Consider the following 16,670-nt stretch of genomic DNA (forward strand, 5'->3'; position numbering starts at 1 on the left):
TGCTCGATGCTGCGCATCGAGCACGCTTCTCCGCCTTGCGATGCACGCACCTGGACACCGGAGCTGCTGCAGCAACTTCCGACTCAGGACACTAGGCGAGCTGGTCGGGAAGCTGGACGACGACACGGCGCTCACTGAGCAGGCTGCGTTGCTCGAGCACCTGGTCGGTGAGCTCGGCTGCACCAAGGTAGGCGTGATCGGATGGTGCCTCGGCGGCCGGTTCGCCTTGTTGCTGGCGGCAAGGGAACACCGGCTGGCGAACGTGGTCGTGTACCACCCGACGGTGCCGTCGGAGCTCCGGCCGAACCACTCGTACGACGCCATCGCGGACTCCGTCGGGATCACCGCGCCGGTGATGGTGATCTACCCGAGCGCCGACGCCGCAGTACCGGTTGCTGACTTCGAAGCGCTGCAGACCGCGTTGCAGAGCAGGGACACCGGCGCGACCGTCACGCAGTTCTATCCGGGCGCCGACCACGGCTTCTCGGATCGGGCCCGGCACGACAAGGCGGTCAACGCCGACGCCTTCCGGGTGTCCTGGCCGCAGGCGCTCGCGTTCATCGAGGTCACCACCGCCTGAGCGTCAGGCAGCCGTGCTCGCTCGCCGGTGAGCGGTCGGGCTGGTACCGCGGACACGTTTGAACGCGACGCTCAGTGCGAACGCGTTGGCGTAGCCGACCTTGCGGGCGATCGACTCGACCGTGTCCGTTGTCTCGCGCAACAAGTCCGCGGCGAGCGTGATCCGCCAGCCGGTCAGGTAGGCCATCGGCGCCTCGCCGACCAGACCGGTGAACCGCCTGGCCAGGCTGGCCCGGGAGACGCCAGTGCGATTGGCGAGCTCGACGACGCTCCACGGATACGCGGGCTCCTCGTGCAGTAGACGCAGCGCGAGGCCGACGACCGGATCGCTTTGCGCCTGGTACCAGCCCGGTGCGTGCGACTCGGGCCGGGCGAACCAGGCGCGCAAGGTGGTGATCAGCGCGAGATCGAGCCACCGGTCCAGCACCGATTGCTGACCAGGCTCGTCGCGCTGGATCTCGCCGAGCACCAGGTCCATCACGTGACCGGCGACGTCCGCGGCCGGAACCACCAGGACCGGCGGGAGCGCGGTGAGCAGCCGGCGACTGACATCTCCTTCGAGCTGATAGGTGCCGCTGACAACCATCGCCTCGCCCTCCGGACGGGCGCCGTAGGTCCGTACGCCGAGCCGCGCGCTGTAGTCGACAGGGGCTCCAGGCAAGGGTTCGCAGATGCCGCCGGGGTGGATCCGCAGGTTGGGCACGGTGTCGGGCTGGTCGGCGACGACGTACGGATCGGTGCCGGACAGGACGGCGACGTCGCCCTCCTCCATCCGCACTGGTTCGTGGCCGTCCCGCATGATCCAGGCCGAGCCCTTGACCAGCGTCGCCAGCGCGAGCGGTGCCTCGTCGACGATGTGCAGACCCCAGGGCGCATCGAGGATGGTCAGGTTGAACACACCGCCCCGCGCACGGGTGCCGGCCAGCAGGTCATCGAGGACGTCCATGGCCAGCAGCCTACCTCGGTTTGAGACTCTCAGACATGAAACTGCGTCGGACAACCATGGTTTGTCTCACTCGGACGCGATGAACTTAAGCCATGACAACGACACCAAACTTCCTCATCATCGGCGGCAAGGGCAAGACCGGCCGCCGCGTGGCAGCACAACTCGACGCCCGTGGAATCGCCTACCGGCTGGCCTCCCGCTCGAGCGAGCAGCGCTTCGACTGGTACGACGAGAGCAGCTGGGCAGGAGCCGTGGCCGGCATCGACACGGCGTACCTGGCTCCGCCGGTCGGTCCGACCGGGCTGGCGCTGGCCGGCAAGTTCATCCAGCAGGCAGCGGCCGAGGGGCTGCGCCGGGTGGTGCTGCTGTCCGGCCGTGGCGTCGGCAGCCCGGGCCGCGACTTCGCGGTCTACGAGAGCAGCGTCGAACTGGAGAACGCGGTCAGGGCGAGCGGCGCCGACTGGACCATCGTCCGGCCGGCCTGGTTCGCGCAGAACTTCAGCGAGGACTTCCTGTACGACTACGTCATGGGCGGCGAGATCCGCGTCGCGGCCGGCGACGGCGGCGAGGCGTGGATCGACACCAACGACATCGGTGACGTGATGACGGAGGTCATGCTCGACGAGCGGCACACAGGCGAGACCTACTCGCTGTCCGGGCCGCGCACGCTGACGATGGCCGAGGTCGCTGACGAGCTGTCGACGGCCACCGGCCGGCCGATCCGCTACGTCGACCTCGAGCCCGAGCAGTTCGTCGCCGAGCTGGTCAGCTACGGCCAGACGGTTGAGGACTCGGAGGCGGTTCGCGATCTCTTCGCGGTGATCCGCAACCACCGGTCGGAGTACGTGTCCGAAGGAGTCCAGCAGGTGCTCGGTCGCGAGCCGCGCGACTTCGCCGACTGGGCCCGGGAGACGGCGAAGACCGGGGTGTGGTCGGCATGAACCTCACCCGTGTCCTCACCTTCGCGGCCCTGGTCGGCAGCGCGCTGATGGCCGGCCTGTTCTTCGCCTTCGGTACGGCGGTGATGGGCTCGCTGCAGCGAATGCCGGCCGGCCAGGGCGCGGTCGCGATGAACCTGATCAACGTCCGCATCCAGAACCCGCTGTTCCTGCTGGTCTTGATGGTCACCGCACTGATCTGTCTGGCGCTCCCGATCCTCGGGTTCGTCCAGGACAGCCCGGGCAAGTGGTGGCTGCTCACCGGCTCGGCTCTCTACCTGGTCGGCATCATGGTCATCAGCTTCGCCATCAACATCCCCCTCAACGACCAGCTCGCCGCGGTCGACCCCCACTCGGCCGCCGGCGCCGCCGAATGGCTGAACTACCTGGCCAAATGGAACCCCGCCAACAACGCCCGAGCCTTCACCGGCACCCTCGCAGTCATCTCCTTCGCGCTGGCCCTGCACACCAACCGCGCTGCATAAGTTCGGTTGCGGTGGGCGGTAGCGTGGCGAGGGTGATCACCATTGAGCGCGTTGTCACCGTGGGCAAGTCCGTCGAGAGTGTCTTCGCCTATCTGTCCGACTTCGAGACGACGACCGAGTGGGATCCCGGCACAGTCAGCACGGTCAAGGTGGACGGCGACGGCGGCCCCGGTACGACGTACCGGAACACCTCGTCGTTCGCCGGCCGGGAGACCGAGCTCGAGTACGTCGTCCAGCAGCGGGAGGCCAATCGCGTCTTCCAGCTCCGCGGCGAGAACAAGACGGTCAGCGCGCTCGACACGATGACGTTCCGCAGTACCGGCGAGGGCACCGAGGTCACCTACCGGGCCGAGTTCGAGTTCAAGGGCGTCACCCGCCTGATCGAGCCGCTCTTCAAGAGCCAGTTCAAGAAGCTCGGCGACGAGGCCGAAGAAGGCATGCGCACCGCGCTGGAGAAGCTCGGAAGGTAGAGCCTGCGCTACCTCGATCGGGGTGGCAGCGGGATGGGGTGGGCGGGCCGATCCGGAAAGAGTTGGGTATCCGATCCCCAGCCTCCCGGAGGACTTGATGAAACGGCTTCTGGCAGCCCCGGCTTTACTGGTCGCGGCGGCGCTACCCCTGTCCACGGTGACCGCGACGGCAGCGCCGACCGACCCGGTGCCTGCGCTGACCCGGGCGGCGCACCCGATTCGCAGTACCGACGCTAGCGGCAGTCTGCATGACCTGAAGCCGCTGGCCAGGATGGTCGGAAGCGCCCGGGTCGTCGGTGTCGGCGAGGCGACCCACAGTTCGAGTGAGTTCTTCACGCTCAAGCACCGGATCTTCCGCTCGCTCGTGCAGGAGAAGGGCTTCACGACCTTCGCCCTGGAAGCCAGTTGGAGCACCGGGCTCGAGCTCGACCGGTACGTCGTCAGCGGCGTCGGCGATCCGCGCGAGATCATGCGGCGCGAGTTCCAGGACGCCTACAAGTTCTGGAACGCCGACGAGTACCTCGCACTGATCGAGTGGATGCGTTCCTACAACCGCACCCATGCCCGCAAGCTCCACTTCGTCGGCGACGACGTCGGCTACGCCGGCCCTGCCCTGCTCGACCGGGTCATCGACTACGTCGGCAAGACCAGCCCGGCACAGCTCCCCGAGATCAAGAGCCTGTACGCCGGAATCCGTTCCGACGCGGAGTACAAGGCCTGGAGCAACGCGTACTTCGGGAAGCCGCTGGCCGAGCGGGTCAAGATCGAGGCCGCCGCCCGGCGGGCCGTCGTACTGGTCGAGTCGTTGCCCGCTGGTCCCGAGCGGACTTGGGCGGTGCAGCATGCCCGGGCGATCTGGCAGGTCGCGAAGCTCTACTCCTTCGACGTCGCGAACCCGCAGGAGACCCCGAAGGCGATGTACTTCCGCGACGAGGCGATGGCGGCCAACACGGCCTGGTGGGCTCGTACGACGAGGGCGAAGGTGATGGTGTCGGCGCACAACGGCCACATCGCGCTCGAGTCGAACTCGCCGAAGGACTACCCGAAGATCCAGGGCCAGTTCCTGCGGGAGCAGCTCGGGCGGGATTACCTGGCCGTCGGCTTCTCCTTCGACCACGGCTCGTTCAACGCCCATGACACCTCCACTGGCGAGCTCCGTGTCTTCACCGTGCCGCCGGCCGCGCCGGGCAGCAACGAGCACACCCTCGACAAGGTCCCGTACCGCAACTACTTCGTCGACCTGCGCCGAGTGCCCGCCGCGACCCGCGCCTGGCTCGACGTACCGCGGCTGACCCGCGACATCGGCACCGCCTACCCGTGGCCGGAGCTGCCGACCCGGTTGTCTCACAGCTATGACGTGCTCATTCACCTCAACGAGGTCTCCGCAGCGCACCTCCGCTGACATACAAGGAACCCCGGGGCAACGGCCCCGGGGTCCTTTGCGTTGGAGTCAGTCAGCCGACCGCAGCATGGTGCGGATGCCGACGGTCAGACCGAGCGCGACGGTGACGAGGCCGGCGACCCAGCCCCACAGAACGGCGGTCGAGGTGACGTCGCCGGCGAACAGCGTCCGCTCGGCCTCGACCAGGTAGGACAGCGGGTTCACCTTCGACGCCGCGCGCATCCACGCAGGCCCGCTCTCCAGCGGCAGCAGCATCCCGGACAGGATCATCAGCGGGAACAGGAACGTCTGCTGCACCACCCAGAACATCCAGTCCTGCTTGCGCACCGCGATCGCCAGCGCGTAGCTGAACGAGCCCAGCCCGATGCCGAACACGGCCAGCAACGCGAGGCCGACGATCGCGCCGCCCAGGTGCAGGTCGAAAGTGAACGGGGTCATCACCGCGATCACGATCACCGCCTGCCCGAACAGCGGCACCATCTCCTTCAGCGCGCGACCGATCAGCAGCGACGACCGGGACAGCGGCGTCACCAGCATCCGCTCGTGCGCGCCGGTCTGGAACTCCGCCAGCAGGTTCGCCCCGGTCGCGGACGTACCGAACAAGGTCGTCATCACCAGGATGGACGGTACGAACCACTGCCAGACGCCGCCGTCGAGTGAGCCGCCGAGCGACCCCGCGAGCAGCGGGCCGAACAGGGCCAGGAAGACCAGGGGCTGGATCATCCCGAACAGCAACGTGAACGGGTCGCGCAGGACAGGCTTGAGCTCGCGCCGCATCACGATCGAGATGTCGCGGAACAGGTTCCGGTCCGCGGGAACGGTGGTCCGGCGGGTGCTGGTGGGAACGGTGAGGGTGGTCATGCTGCGGCCTTTCCGGTGGAGTCGGCCTCGCGCAGGCTGCGGCCGGTGAGATTGAGGAAAACGTCGTCGAGCGTCGGCCGGCGTACCTGAGCAGTGGCAATCGGTACTGCGGAACGCTGGCTGGCCGCGATGAGTTCGGGCAACGCGGCCGGGCCGTCCGCGACGCGTAGGGTCAACTGGTCGCCATCGGCAACAACATCCTTTGCGCCGGGCAACTGCTTCGCCAGCTCGGCGACCCGGGTACGGTTGCCAGGAGCAACGGTCAGGATCAGCTGGTCACCCGCCAGCTCGGCCTTCAGCGCGTCGGCCGTGTCGTCGGCGATCACCTCGCCGTGGTCGACCACGACCACCCGCTCGGCCATCGAGTCGGCCTCGTCCAGGTAGTGCGTGGTGAGCATGATCGTCATCGAGTACTGCTCCCGCATTCGCAGGATGTGGTCCCACAGGTTGGCCCGGTTCTGCGGGTCCAGGCCGGTCGACGGCTCGTCCAGGAACAGCAACCCGGGAGCATGCACCAGACCCATCGCGACATCCAGCCGGCGGCGCTGACCGCCCGACAGGTCGGACACCTTGCGGTTGGCCAGGTCGGCGAGTTCGAGCGACTCGAGCAGTTCCCCGGCCCGCTTCTTCGCCGAGCGGGAGTCGAGGCCGTAGATCACGCCCTGGCCGACGAGCTCGTCGCGGACCCGTTGCGAGTGGCCTGCGCCGTTGCCCTGACCGACGTACCCGATCTGCCGGCGGACCAGACTCGGGTCGGAGGTGACGTCGTACCCGGCGACCTTCGCGGTGCCGGAGGTCGGTGCGATCAAGGTGGTGAGCATCCGCAGGGTGGTCGTCTTGCCGGCGCCGTTCGGGCCGAGGACGGCGACCAGCTCGCCCGGTTCGACGTCCAGGCTGATGCCGCGGACCGCGTGCACGGTCTCAGTGCGGTTCACCACGAAGTCCTTGGTGAGCTCTCGGGTGCTGATCACGATGTCTCCTTGTGGTTTTGGTTCTGACATCGACGACATTTCCAGGAGTAGCGGACAGCTCCTGGCCTGTACTCGTGGCAATCTGACGTCATGTCCGAAACCTCCGCTCGACTTCTCGCGCTGCTGTCCTTGCTGCAGGCCCGTCGTGACTGGCCGGGCTCGCTACTGGCCGAACGGCTGGAGGTGAGCCCGCGAACGGTCCGCCGCGATGTGGACCGGCTGCGAGACCTCGGCTACCCGGTCCGCGCCAGCAAGGGACCGGACGGGGGCTATCGGCTCGACGCCGGCGCCGACCTGCCCCCGCTGCTGTTCGACGACGACCAGGCGATCGCCGTCGCGGTCGCGCTGCAGACCGCGACGACCTCAGTGACCGGTATCGAGGAGGGCGCCTTGCGCGCACTCGCCACGGTCCGGCAGGTGATGCCCGCGCGCCTGCGGCAACGCGTCGACGCACTCCAGGTGACCACCGTCGACCGGTACGCCGATTCGCGGCGGATCAAGGTCGACTCGGAGCATCTGATCGCGATCGGCTCCGCGCTGCGCGCCCGCGAGGTACTGCGCTTCGACTACGCCTCGCCGGGCGCGAACGAGGAGGAGTGGGTGCCGCCGCGCAAGGTCGAGCCGCACCACCTGGTGACGTGGGGCGGCCGCTGGTACCTGGTCGGCTGGGATCTGGACCGCAACGACTGGCGCACCTTCCGGGTCGACCGGATGTTGCCCAAGACACCGACCGGCCCGCGCTTCACCCCGCGCGAGTTGCCGGCGCAGGACGTGTCGACGTACATCTCGAGTCGCTTCACGGGCCGTAATCAATGGCCTTGCCGCGGTACGGCGATCCTTCAGGCGAAGGCTGCCGACATCGCCCGCTGGGCCGGCCGCGACGCCTTGGTCGAAGAGGTCACCGACACCAGTTGCCGCCTGACCTTGAACGGCTGGTCGTGGACCGGCCTGGCAGCCACCTTCGGCATGTTCGAAACCGATGTCGAGTTCATCAACCCGCCCGAACTCAAACAAGCAGCCCGAGACCTAGCCACCCGCTACCTCGCCGCCACCGGCTCCTAACCCCGAGCGAAGCCGGTCGGTCGCGCGAGCGCGAGGTCGGAGACGTATCTGGAGTTGGCAAGATCAGTTCTGCCTCCGATACAACAAATGGCGCCCTTCCGGCCGTCTTGTGGGAGATACACACCCCGTGGCGGAAAAGGTGAGGCGTGCGTGCCGACACATCGGAAACGGCCAGTCTGGAAGGCCGCTGGCGTCGTTGTCGCGTGGGCGTTGGTGTGTGCTGCCAGCATCGTCGGCGGGTTCACTCTGATGACAGGCGGTGCCGGCTCGACGTCACAAGACATCGCTACCACGGTCCCGCCGTCGACGAGCCCGAACCGGTCGGCGTATCCGTGTCCGGGCTTCAGTGGAATCGAATCCCGTGTGCCGGTCGAGATGCTGTTGCGTGACACCTATGTGTGGGGTGACGATCCGCCTTACCAGGTGGGTAATGGGTCTGGTGACATCGACTGGCATTCGGATCCGTACAAGAGGCCCAGTTGGTACATGTGGCTGCACTCGCTGCGCTGGCTGGGGCAGGGCGTTCGCGCGGCCGCTACCGGAGACCGTCAGGCGCTGACTCGGGTGATGGCCATCATCGGTGACTGGGTGCGCGATCATCCGTACTCGTGGAAAGGTGATGTGGGGGCGTGGGAGTCGACGATGCATCGCGCGAACGTGCTGATCTGTGCCCGTCAGGCGGTGTTGTCCGGTCTTGGCGTCCAGCGGCTCCCGCGTGAGTACGAATGGCTGGACCGGGCGTTGCTCGACCACTCCAGGTTCTTGATCGAGAACTGGAGTGGACCGTGGAACCACGGTACCGACGAGAGCATCGCGTTGCTCGGGATCGGCTGCGTGCTGGGGCGGAGCGAGCTGACGGACCACGCCGCCAAGCGCTTGACCGAGGCAATTACTGTCTCGATCGACCCGCAGGGGTCGACCAACGAGCAGTCCATCGGGTACGCAATGTTCAGCTATCAGATGTGGGGCCGGGCAGTGACCGCGCTCCGGCGCTGCGGATTCGACCCGGCGCCCGTGATCGAGGTACGCCGACGTGCCGCGGCGGAGTGGATCGCGCTGGCGACGACGTCTGCTGGGGAGTTGCCCCAGGTCGGGGACTCGATCCGGCAGCGACCCCAGGCGGTGGCCGGGACACCGTTGGAGTACGCCGCCACGCTCGGGCGACGTGGTACCCGGCCGGCGCGGCGGACGGCTGTGTTCGATGCGGGGTACGTGTTCGGGCGGACCGGCTGGGGCGAGACCCGGCCCTTCACGCAGGAGTCGACGTACAGCATCCGGTTCGGTCCGGCCCGGCAGCTGCACGGCCACGAGGACCACACTTCGATCACCTACACCTCGCGTGGACGCGATATTCTGATCGACCCCGGCCATTCGGGCTACCAGCGTGACCAGTGGCAGACCTTTGTCAGGAGTCAGGCCGCGCACAACGTGATGACGATTCCGACCGCCGAGGTTGTCCGGGCGGAGACCAAGCTGACCCAGTCACTGATCGGTCCACGGTCGGAGTACTACCAGTTCGCCGACAAGCCCGCCAAGGGCGTCGACCGTACCCGCGACGTCTTGGTGCTGAAGGATCCCGACCTCATCGTCACCTTGGACCGCGGGCGATCGGACACCGACCAGCGCTACGAAACCCTGTGGCACCTACCGCCGGACCAGAACGTGACGGTGCAGTCGGCCACCACAGCGGTCGCGGCCAAGCCGGGCGATCGTTCGAAGACCTACGTGCTCCAGGTCCCCTATCAGGATTCCCAGGGCGGCGACGCGATCACCGTGCAGAAGGGGAAGACCGACCCGGTGCAGGGCTGGTACTTCAGCGGCAGGACCCCTCGCGAACCCGCGCCGGTGGTCACCTTCGGCCGCAGCGGTAGGACCGCCTCCATCCTGTCCGTCATCGCGCCCGTCGGCGCGACAGAAACCGTTGCCTACAGCACTCGAACCCAGGGATCCCACTTCTTCCTGGACCTCACCGTGGGCAGCCGGAAGACGACCATCCGGGTCGCATCGGACGGCCGCCTCACCCGCCTGTCCTGAGTGCTCGGGGCCGCCCCCGTACGTTGCGGTTAGGGCGCCGTCGAGGCGAAGCGGTCGGTGGCGGCGAGGACGAGGTCGGAGACGCTGGTCTTGCCGGCGCCGTGGCCGGCGTCTCCGACGATGTGCAGCTCGGCGTCCGGCCAGGCCTGTGCCATTCGCCAGGCGGTCACCGGTGGGCTGCTGATGTCTAGCCGACCGGTGACGAGAACGCCGGGAATCCCGGCCAGCTTGCCCGCGTCGCGGAGCAGCGCGCCGTCCTCGATCCAGCCGAAGTGACCCCAGTAGTGCGACACCAGTCGCGCGAACCGCAGCCGGAAAACCGGGTCGTCGTACCGCGGGTCGGGCCGGTAGCCGTGGTACGTCGCCACGTGCGTGTCCTCCCATTCGCACCAAGCCCGAGCCGCCCGGTCCCGCACCGCCGGATCGGGATCGTGCAGCAGCCGGCTGTAGGCGAGCGCCAGATTCCCGTCCCGCTCCTCCACCGGTACGACGTCCCGGAAGCGCGTCCACTCCGCCGGAAAGATCCGGCCCATCTCGCGAGTGACCCACTCGACCTCACTCGGCGTCGTACTCGTCACGCTGAACAGCACGATCTCGGAGACCGCCGACGGATGCGTCTCGGCGTACGCAAAGCCGAGGGTCGCGCCCCACGAAGCGCCGAGGACAAGCCACTTCTCGATGCCGAGGTGTTCGCGCAACCGCTCGATGTCGGCCACGAGATGCCAGGTCGTGTTGGTGCTGAGGTCCGCGTCCGGCAAGGCGGCGTCCGGCGTACTGCGACCGCATCCGCGCTGGTCGAACAGCACCACCCGGTGCTTCGCCGGATCGAAGAACCGTCGCCAGAACGGCCCGGCTCCCGATCCCGGCCCGCCGTGCAACACCACTGCGGGCTTGCCCTCGGGATTCCCGCAGACCTCCCAATACACCAGCTGCCCGTCGCCGACGTCGAGCATCCCGTGGTCGTGCGGATCAGTTTCCGGATACATCCAGGGCCTCCGTCGGCGAGCGATATAACAGCGCTGTTAGATTACTCCCATGGAAGGCGCGATCGGTACCCGATTACGGCACGTGCTCGAACTGCTCGACGGCGACGTGGCGAAGGTGTACGTCGACCTCGGGGTGCCGGAGTACCGGCCGCGGTTCTCGCCGATCGTCCGGACACTGGTTGCCGACGGCCCGTTGTCGATCCGGGCGCTAGCCACCGCAGTCGGCGTGACCCACTCGGCCGCCAGCCAGACAGTTGCCCAGCTCAACCGTTCGGGCTTCGTCACGCTCGAGCGGGGCGCCGACGCGCGGCAACGAATCGTGCACCTCACCGAGAAGACGCGCGACCTCCTTCCGGTCATCGAAGCCGAGTGGCAAGCCACCACCGCCGCGCTCGCCGAGCTGGACGAGGAGCTCTCGGTGCCGCTCGGCCAACTCCTCGACGAAGTCGTCGCGGCCGTCGAGCGCCGCCCCTTCCACCAACGAATCGGCTCAAGCGGCATCGTGAAAGACAAGACCGAGGGTGTGGCGAACCCCTGATTTGACCGTACTCACCCCGTGCCGGACCGGCGCGGCCGACCAACCTCGCGTCGACTTCACCGGCCGATCGCGCGTGGTGAAGATCAACCCTTGCCCCTGAGGAAGCATCGTGACGGTACCTCGCGACTGCGCGCGCGGCCGCTGCTCGACCAGCAGGAACTCGCCGCCCTCATGATCGACACCCGGCTTGTTCAGGCCGATCACGATCTGCAGAGGGAACACGAGATCGCCGTACAGGTCACGGTGCAAGGCGTTCCAGTCGCCCGCTTGGTACTTGAGCAAGATCGGGGTGGGCTTCGTCTGACCCGCGCGATGGCAGTCGTCCAACCACTCCTCCAGCGTGTCCGGCCACGGCGCCGGCCGGTTGAGCTTGGTGGCCCATTCGCGAGCGACCGGGAGGAGTTGCGGATAGAACCGCTCCCGCAATTCGGCGACGACGGTGGGGAGTGGGTGGTCGAAGTACCGGTACTGGCCTGAGCCGAAGCGGTAGCGGGCCATGTCGATCGTGGAGCGGAAGCGGTGTACTTCGTCGTACAGGGCGGTGAGCTCGTCGCACTGTGCGGGGGTGAGGAGCGGTGGGGTCAGCGCGCAGCCGTGTTCGTCGAGTTCTTCTCTCCAGTCCATGCAGAGGGAACGGCTAGTGAGACGGTTGTGTGAGTCAGAGGACGCCGGTGTAGGTGAGGGCGAAGGTGGCGCAGGGGAGGAGGAAGAGGGTGGCGAGGATGACGACGCCTCTGAAGGTCATGCCGGGGCCGATGAAGCGGCGGTATGCGGCGATGAGGACCGGGACCATCACGATCTCCAAGGGGAGCATGCTCCGCGGGATGACCGTGTCGAGGGCGGCCAGTACGACGGACAGCCCGGCCGCCGCGATCCAGAACGCGAACCCCAGCCGGTACGTCGCGCTCGCACCGAGCCGCACCGCGATCGTCCGGTACCCGGCGGCCCGGTCGGCCGTCAGGTCGGCGAGTGTTGTCGGCAGGTAGAGCCCGATCGCGGCCAGCGTCCCCTGCAACGCCATCAGCCACGGAAACCCGCTGAGATCGGGGTCGACCGCGGCCCACCCCGCCAGCGGCCCAAAGGTGCCCAAGGCAAGTGAATTGGCCGCGACGTCGAACCCGGCGCGGGTCTTCAACCGAACCGGCGGCACGCTGTAAGCCCAGCCGAGCACCAGTGCAAAGACCACGCCGAGGGTGAAGACCGCGCCGACCAGCAGGCTCACCGCGATCGAGGCCAGACCCGCGACCACGGCGAGCCGCTTGGCTTCCTGGAGCGTCACGCGTCCGTCCAGCAGCGGCGACTTCGACTTGCGCGGATTCAGCAGGTCACCCGGCAGGTCGTACGCGTCGTTGATCGCCAGCACCGCCAACCAGAGCAGCGGACCCATCACGACCGCGCCGATCGCCAGTCGCGGCCAGTCCGCCGGATCGGGTACCAAGCGATGGGTGGCGAGCAGGATGCCCACGTAGTACGGCACTACCGAAACAACCCAGAACGCGGGCCGCCCGACGGCCACCACATCCAGCAACCGCCGGCCCAGCCCGCGGACTTCTGCTCTCGGCCTCACCAGTGTGGTCACGCAATCCACACTGCTCCTGCAACCTCCTAGCGGCGTCCCTCCAACGGGTGAATCGGCTCACTCGCCAGCGTGGATGTGCGCAAGAACACCGGTCTCGAGAGCCACCCAAACCTCGCCATCAGGGGTCAGCGCGAGCCCGTGCGGCTCGGACCCCTCGCCGAGCGCGACCTCCTCGACGACAGCGCCCTCGGAGTCCAGCCGGATCACCGAACCCGATCCCCACAACGTCACCCAGCAGCCACCGTCAGGCGTCGTCACCACAGCGTGCGGCTTGGACTCGCGATCGGGCAGCGGGAACTCCTCGATCTTGCCGTCGGCATCGATCCGCCCGACCTGCCCGGCCATCAACTCGGTGAACCACGCGCCACCCGGCGCCGCGCTGATCCCCACCGGTCCGGCCGCCGCCGTCGGCAACGGGAAGAGCTGCACCTCGCCGTCGACCGTCATCCGCGCGATCGAGTTCCCCTGGTTCAGCGGGAGCCACAGCCCGTCGTCGTCCGCCGTGATCATCGACGGGAACCCACCGGTCGTCCCGATCTCGAACTCGGTCACCTCACCCTCGACGCTGACCCGGCCGATCTGGTCGGTGTTCATCAAGGTGGACCACAGCGCACCGTCCGGCCCCACACACAGCCCGTACGGCGCTGTGCCCGCCGCCATCTCGACCGAGGACACCGTCCCATCGGCCGCGATCCGGCCGATCCGGTCGTCACCGTTCCGGGTGAACCACACGCCACCGTCCGGTCCCGGCACGATCACGCTCGGCCGGCTCCCGGGTGCGTCGAGCCCGAAGCGCTCGACCTGCCCGTCGGCGCCGACCCGCGCCACCACACCGGCGTGCACCAGCGTCGTCCACACCTCGCCGGGCCGGCCACCCAGCGCCACGCCGTACGGGCCCTCCGTGCTGTCGGTCACCGGGAATTCTGTGCTCTGCAAGGCTCTTCTCCTTCGTCACGAGAGTCGCGCTCCAGTCAAGCAGGACCGCGGTCCACCGCTTTGTCACATTCCCGGCCCGGCCGGAGTCGGACAAGTGAAACCGCAGAGAAACGACTTTAGGAGCGCACCATGACCGCAACCGTTCTCGTCACCGGCGGCACCGGAACCCTCGGCCGCCTCACCACCCCGCTGCTGCGCGACGCCGGATTCAAGGTGCGCGTGCTCAGCCGCAGCAGCCGCGAGTCCGCGGACGGCATCGAGTACGTCGTCGGCGACCTGACCACCGGCGAAGGCATCGACGCCGCGGTGGCCGGCGTTGACAAGATCGTCCACCTCGCCGGGGACGCCAAGGGCGACGACGACAAGGCCCGCACCCTCGTCAAGGCGGCGACCAAGGCCGGTCAACCGCACATCATCTACATCTCCGTCGTCGGCGCCGACCAGGAATCCTTCGCGTACTTCGGGTTCAAGCGCGGCGCCGAGCAGGTGATCGCCGACTCCGGTCTACCGTGGACGACGGTCCGCGCGACGCAGTTCAACGACTTGGTGCTGACCGTCGCCAAGGCGATCACGAAGCTGCCGATCGCCTTGGTGCCCAGCGGCTTCCGGGTCCAGCCCATCGACGCCCGCGATGTCGCGGCCCGCCTGGTGGAGCTCACCCAGGGCGAGCCAGCCGGCCTCGTTCCTGACATCGCCGGTCCGAAGATCTACACGCTGAAAGAGATCGTCAGCTCCTACCTCGCAGCCACCGGCCGCCGCCGCCCGATGGTTCCTCTGCACCTGCCCGGCAAGGCCGCCCGCACCTTCCGTACCGGCATCAACCTCGCCCCCACCCACGCCACCGGCACCCACACGTGGGAAGCCTTCCTGGCCGAGCGGGCAAGCTAGTGCTTCCACCAGCTATTGGTGGACCGGGTGTCGCGGAGCGCGTTGGGTGCGCAGTGCACCTCGCCGCCGAGGTGGGCCCAGAAGAAGTCCTTGCCTGGAGCAATCCAAGTCCGGCTGCCGCTCGAACGGCACCGGCAGGCGGACCAGTTCGCCCGGCTTCAAACCTGTTGCCTTCAGCAAGATTCAGCGTCGCGGGCCAGCGGTTCATCAGCACTGTCTGTAGTGGTACGTCCGTGTTGTTTCGTCAAACTAACGCGCTGGTGTGAAATCCGGCAGGAGGAGATTTCGGGTTCACCCGTGGATGGAGGCCCGGGATGGGTACCACCGAGAAGGGGTTCCGCCGGTTCAGGCAAGTACTGGATGAGACGTGCTCCGCCGGAGCGCGGGGTAAGGAGCTGGGTGATGCGCAAGACCAGAATCGCCGCACTGGGGATCGTGGCGGCGGTCGTGGCCGGAGTTTTGTTTCAGCTGCCGGCCAGTCCTTTCGCTCGCCACGGTTACCCAGAGCGACCAGCTTCAGCAATCACCGTCGCGTCGGCGGACGTGGATGCTGCGGCCGAGGAGAAGGCAGCGACTGGCCCCGCTCGCAGGATGAAGATCGGGGCGCCGGGTGACCCGGAGACGCCCGGAGTACCGGAGCCTCGGGTATCCGACCCGGCACCTGGTCAAGGCGATCCGGCGATCACCTATCCGGTCCGCGGTACGGGTGCGTTGTCGGTCCTCCCGGGCGACCCCGCGCCGATCGGCAGGGCCGGCAAGCTGTTCACCTTCCAGCTCGCGATCGAGGGTGGCATCACAGGCATCGATCGCGCGGCCTTCGCGTCGTTCGTCCGCGCGACCTACGGTGCACCCCAAGGCTGGACCGCGGGCGGCGTCTACCGGTTCCGCCAGGTCGGCCCTGGCGAGCGCGCCGCCTTCCAGTTGATGCTCGTCACGCCCGCGACGCGCGACGCGATCTGCGGTGGTGGGTTCGACCAGTACACGAGTTGCCGCATCGGTGATCGGGTCGTGCTCAACGTCGCGCGCTGGGCCAAGGGAGTGCCGCACTACGGCGCCGACCTCACGGCGTACCGGCAGTACATGATCAATCACGAGACCGGTCATCGCCTCGGCCACGGCCACGAGCTGTGTCCGGGTCCTGGCAAGCCGGCACCCGTGATGGAGCAGCAGACCCTCGGCCTGCACGGCTGTACGGCGTACTCGTGGCCGTATCGCAACGGCGCCCGCTACGAGGCGCGGCTCGGCCAGTACAACGACAAGCCACCCGCCAGCTAGGAGTTCAGGATCGGCTGGGGGAGTTGGTCCGAGACGTTGGCGGTGATCGCTGCGGACTCGAGGCCGTCGGCGACGGTGTGCAGCAGGCGGATCAGGTGTGCGGCGTCGGTCGGGCCGAGAATGCCGGTGACCACGTCGAGCACCCGGACGGTCAGACCGTCCAGCTGGGACAAGCGGGCCTGGCCCATGCCGGTCACGCCCAGGGACGGCGACGTGCGCACCAGGCCGAGGCCTTCGAGCTCGGCGATCGCCAGCTCGGCCTCACCGGTGGTGGTGCCGACCTGCGTGGCGACGGCCTCGGCGCTGTCGCGCCCGTTGGAGATCGCGCTCAGCACCAGCGCGGCCGGCATCTTGATACCGACGGCGTCCTGCAGCCCCAGGATGAGTGGGTGCGCGTGTCCGCGGACCCGCTCGACGGCGTCCAGCAGGCGGAGTGCGTCGCTGATGTCTCCGATCAGGTGTTCGGTCTGGACAGTGGCGATCCCGGTCGGCATGACGACCTGGTCGGGAACCGCCAGTGCCTTGGTCCCAGCGTCTTCGATGGTCACTCGTCCAGCCTACGGAGGCGCTCCGACAGCTTCGGCGTGTCGTTCCTGAGGAAACGCTGTGAATTCGGCCTGCCGAGGTAATCGAACAAGGCTTCGAGGGACGCGGAAAGCTCCTGGACGATTGCCCAGATTTTCTGCGTGACCTTCCGTTCCCGTCGTCCGTTGGATCTGA

At 67.9% G+C, this 16,670-nt stretch carries 18 protein-coding genes; 10 read left to right on the forward strand and 8 right to left on the reverse strand.

What is annotated here, in order from left to right:
- Nucleotides 1-40: 40 nt before the first annotated feature.
- Nucleotides 41-580, forward strand: a complete 540-nt coding sequence (locus AB0F51_RS38115; protein WP_360288453.1) for a dienelactone hydrolase family protein — start codon at nucleotides 41-43, stop codon at nucleotides 578-580.
- A 3-nt stretch (nucleotides 581-583) separates the two neighbouring features.
- On the opposite strand, the gene AB0F51_RS38120 is transcribed toward AB0F51_RS38115, so the two are convergent.
- A complete protein-coding gene (locus AB0F51_RS38120; protein ID WP_360288455.1) occupies nucleotides 584-1,525 on the reverse strand; it encodes an AraC family transcriptional regulator in 942 nt (313 codons plus the stop codon).
- A 92-nt stretch (nucleotides 1,526-1,617) separates the two neighbouring features.
- On the opposite strand from AB0F51_RS38120, the gene AB0F51_RS38125 reads away from it, so the two are divergent.
- From AB0F51_RS38125 to AB0F51_RS38140, 4 genes are all read left to right on the forward strand, one after another.
- The gene (locus AB0F51_RS38125; RefSeq protein WP_360288457.1) at nucleotides 1,618-2,466 is read left to right on the forward strand and encodes an NAD(P)H-binding protein; all 849 of its coding nucleotides are present in this window, start codon (nucleotides 1,618-1,620) and stop codon (nucleotides 2,464-2,466) included.
- On the forward strand, nucleotides 2,463-2,948 hold the full coding sequence (locus AB0F51_RS38130) for an anthrone oxygenase family protein (RefSeq protein ID WP_360288459.1): 486 nt from the start codon (nucleotides 2,463-2,465) through the stop codon (nucleotides 2,946-2,948). Before AB0F51_RS38125 ends, AB0F51_RS38130 begins: the two co-directional genes overlap by 4 nt.
- A 32-nt stretch (nucleotides 2,949-2,980) precedes the next feature.
- The gene (locus AB0F51_RS38135; RefSeq protein WP_360288461.1) at nucleotides 2,981-3,418 is read left to right on the forward strand and encodes an SRPBCC family protein; all 438 of its coding nucleotides are present in this window, start codon (nucleotides 2,981-2,983) and stop codon (nucleotides 3,416-3,418) included.
- A gap of 97 nt (nucleotides 3,419-3,515) precedes the next feature.
- Entirely contained in the window at nucleotides 3,516-4,820 is a 1,305-nt protein-coding gene (locus AB0F51_RS38140) for an erythromycin esterase family protein (protein ID WP_360288463.1), read from the forward strand.
- Nucleotides 4,821-4,868: 48 nt separating this feature from the next.
- Here AB0F51_RS38140 and AB0F51_RS38145 read toward each other — a convergent pair whose 3' ends face one another.
- Both AB0F51_RS38145 and AB0F51_RS38150 read right to left on the reverse strand, forming a co-directional pair.
- A complete protein-coding gene (locus AB0F51_RS38145; protein ID WP_360288465.1) occupies nucleotides 4,869-5,681 on the reverse strand; it encodes an ABC transporter permease in 813 nt (270 codons plus the stop codon).
- Nucleotides 5,678-6,652 carry an ATP-binding cassette domain-containing protein gene (locus AB0F51_RS38150; protein WP_360288467.1) on the reverse strand — a complete coding sequence of 325 codons (975 nt, stop codon included), beginning with the start codon at nucleotides 6,650-6,652 and terminating at the stop codon, nucleotides 5,678-5,680. Before AB0F51_RS38150 ends, AB0F51_RS38145 begins: the two co-directional genes overlap by 4 nt.
- Before the next feature lie 90 nt (nucleotides 6,653-6,742).
- Between AB0F51_RS38150 and AB0F51_RS38155 the strand changes: the two genes are divergently transcribed.
- Nucleotides 6,743-7,714 (forward strand): YafY family protein, encoded by a 972-nt coding sequence (locus AB0F51_RS38155; protein WP_360288469.1) that lies wholly within the window; start codon nucleotides 6,743-6,745, stop codon nucleotides 7,712-7,714.
- Between the two features lie 363 nt (nucleotides 7,715-8,077).
- Complete coding sequence (locus tag AB0F51_RS38160; RefSeq protein ID WP_360288471.1) at nucleotides 8,078-9,748, forward strand: heparinase II/III family protein; 1,671 nt, start codon at nucleotides 8,078-8,080, stop codon at nucleotides 9,746-9,748.
- Nucleotides 9,749-9,777: 29 nt separating this feature from the next.
- Here the strand turns inward: AB0F51_RS38160 and pip are convergent, their stop codons facing one another.
- Nucleotides 9,778-10,734: a prolyl aminopeptidase gene (gene pip / locus AB0F51_RS38165; RefSeq protein WP_360288473.1), complete on the reverse strand. Its 957-nt coding sequence runs from the start codon at nucleotides 10,732-10,734 to the stop codon at nucleotides 9,778-9,780.
- Between the two features lie 49 nt (nucleotides 10,735-10,783).
- On the opposite strand from pip, the gene AB0F51_RS38170 reads away from it, so the two are divergent.
- Nucleotides 10,784-11,272 carry a MarR family transcriptional regulator gene (locus AB0F51_RS38170; protein ID WP_360288475.1) on the forward strand — a complete coding sequence of 163 codons (489 nt, stop codon included), beginning with the start codon at nucleotides 10,784-10,786 and terminating at the stop codon, nucleotides 11,270-11,272.
- On the opposite strand, the gene AB0F51_RS38175 is transcribed toward AB0F51_RS38170, so the two are convergent.
- The 3 genes from AB0F51_RS38175 to AB0F51_RS38185 are packed head-to-tail and all read right to left on the reverse strand — an operon-like array spanning nucleotide 11,225 to nucleotide 13,787.
- Entirely contained in the window at nucleotides 11,225-11,896 is a 672-nt protein-coding gene (locus tag AB0F51_RS38175) for a 2OG-Fe(II) oxygenase (protein ID WP_360288477.1), read from the reverse strand. The genes AB0F51_RS38170 and AB0F51_RS38175 overlap by 48 nt on opposite strands.
- Nucleotides 11,897-11,930: 34 nt before the next feature.
- Nucleotides 11,931-12,851, reverse strand: a complete 921-nt coding sequence (locus tag AB0F51_RS38180; RefSeq protein ID WP_360288479.1) for a UbiA family prenyltransferase — start codon at nucleotides 12,849-12,851, stop codon at nucleotides 11,931-11,933.
- 57 nt (nucleotides 12,852-12,908) lie between these two features.
- Complete coding sequence (locus tag AB0F51_RS38185) at nucleotides 12,909-13,787, reverse strand: virginiamycin B lyase (RefSeq protein ID WP_360288481.1); 879 nt, start codon at nucleotides 13,785-13,787, stop codon at nucleotides 12,909-12,911.
- Nucleotides 13,788-13,916: 129 nt separating this feature from the next.
- Between AB0F51_RS38185 and AB0F51_RS38190 the strand changes: the two genes are divergently transcribed.
- Both AB0F51_RS38190 and AB0F51_RS38195 read left to right on the forward strand, forming a co-directional pair.
- The gene (locus AB0F51_RS38190; RefSeq protein ID WP_360288483.1) at nucleotides 13,917-14,675 is read left to right on the forward strand and encodes an NAD(P)H-binding protein; all 759 of its coding nucleotides are present in this window, start codon (nucleotides 13,917-13,919) and stop codon (nucleotides 14,673-14,675) included.
- Between the two features lie 402 nt (nucleotides 14,676-15,077).
- On the forward strand, nucleotides 15,078-15,950 hold the full coding sequence (locus tag AB0F51_RS38195) for a DUF3152 domain-containing protein (RefSeq protein WP_360288484.1): 873 nt from the start codon (nucleotides 15,078-15,080) through the stop codon (nucleotides 15,948-15,950).
- Here AB0F51_RS38195 and AB0F51_RS38200 read toward each other — a convergent pair.
- Nucleotides 15,947-16,498 carry a MarR family transcriptional regulator gene (locus AB0F51_RS38200; RefSeq protein WP_360288486.1) on the reverse strand — a complete coding sequence of 184 codons (552 nt, stop codon included), beginning with the start codon at nucleotides 16,496-16,498 and terminating at the stop codon, nucleotides 15,947-15,949. The two genes, AB0F51_RS38195 and AB0F51_RS38200, sit on opposite strands and share 4 nt — an antisense overlap.
- Nucleotides 16,499-16,670 lie beyond the last annotated feature (172 nt).

The sequence above is a fragment of the Kribbella sp. NPDC023855 genome, assembly GCF_040639475.1.
Classification (GTDB): Bacteria; Actinomycetota; Actinomycetes; order Propionibacteriales; family Kribbellaceae; genus Kribbella.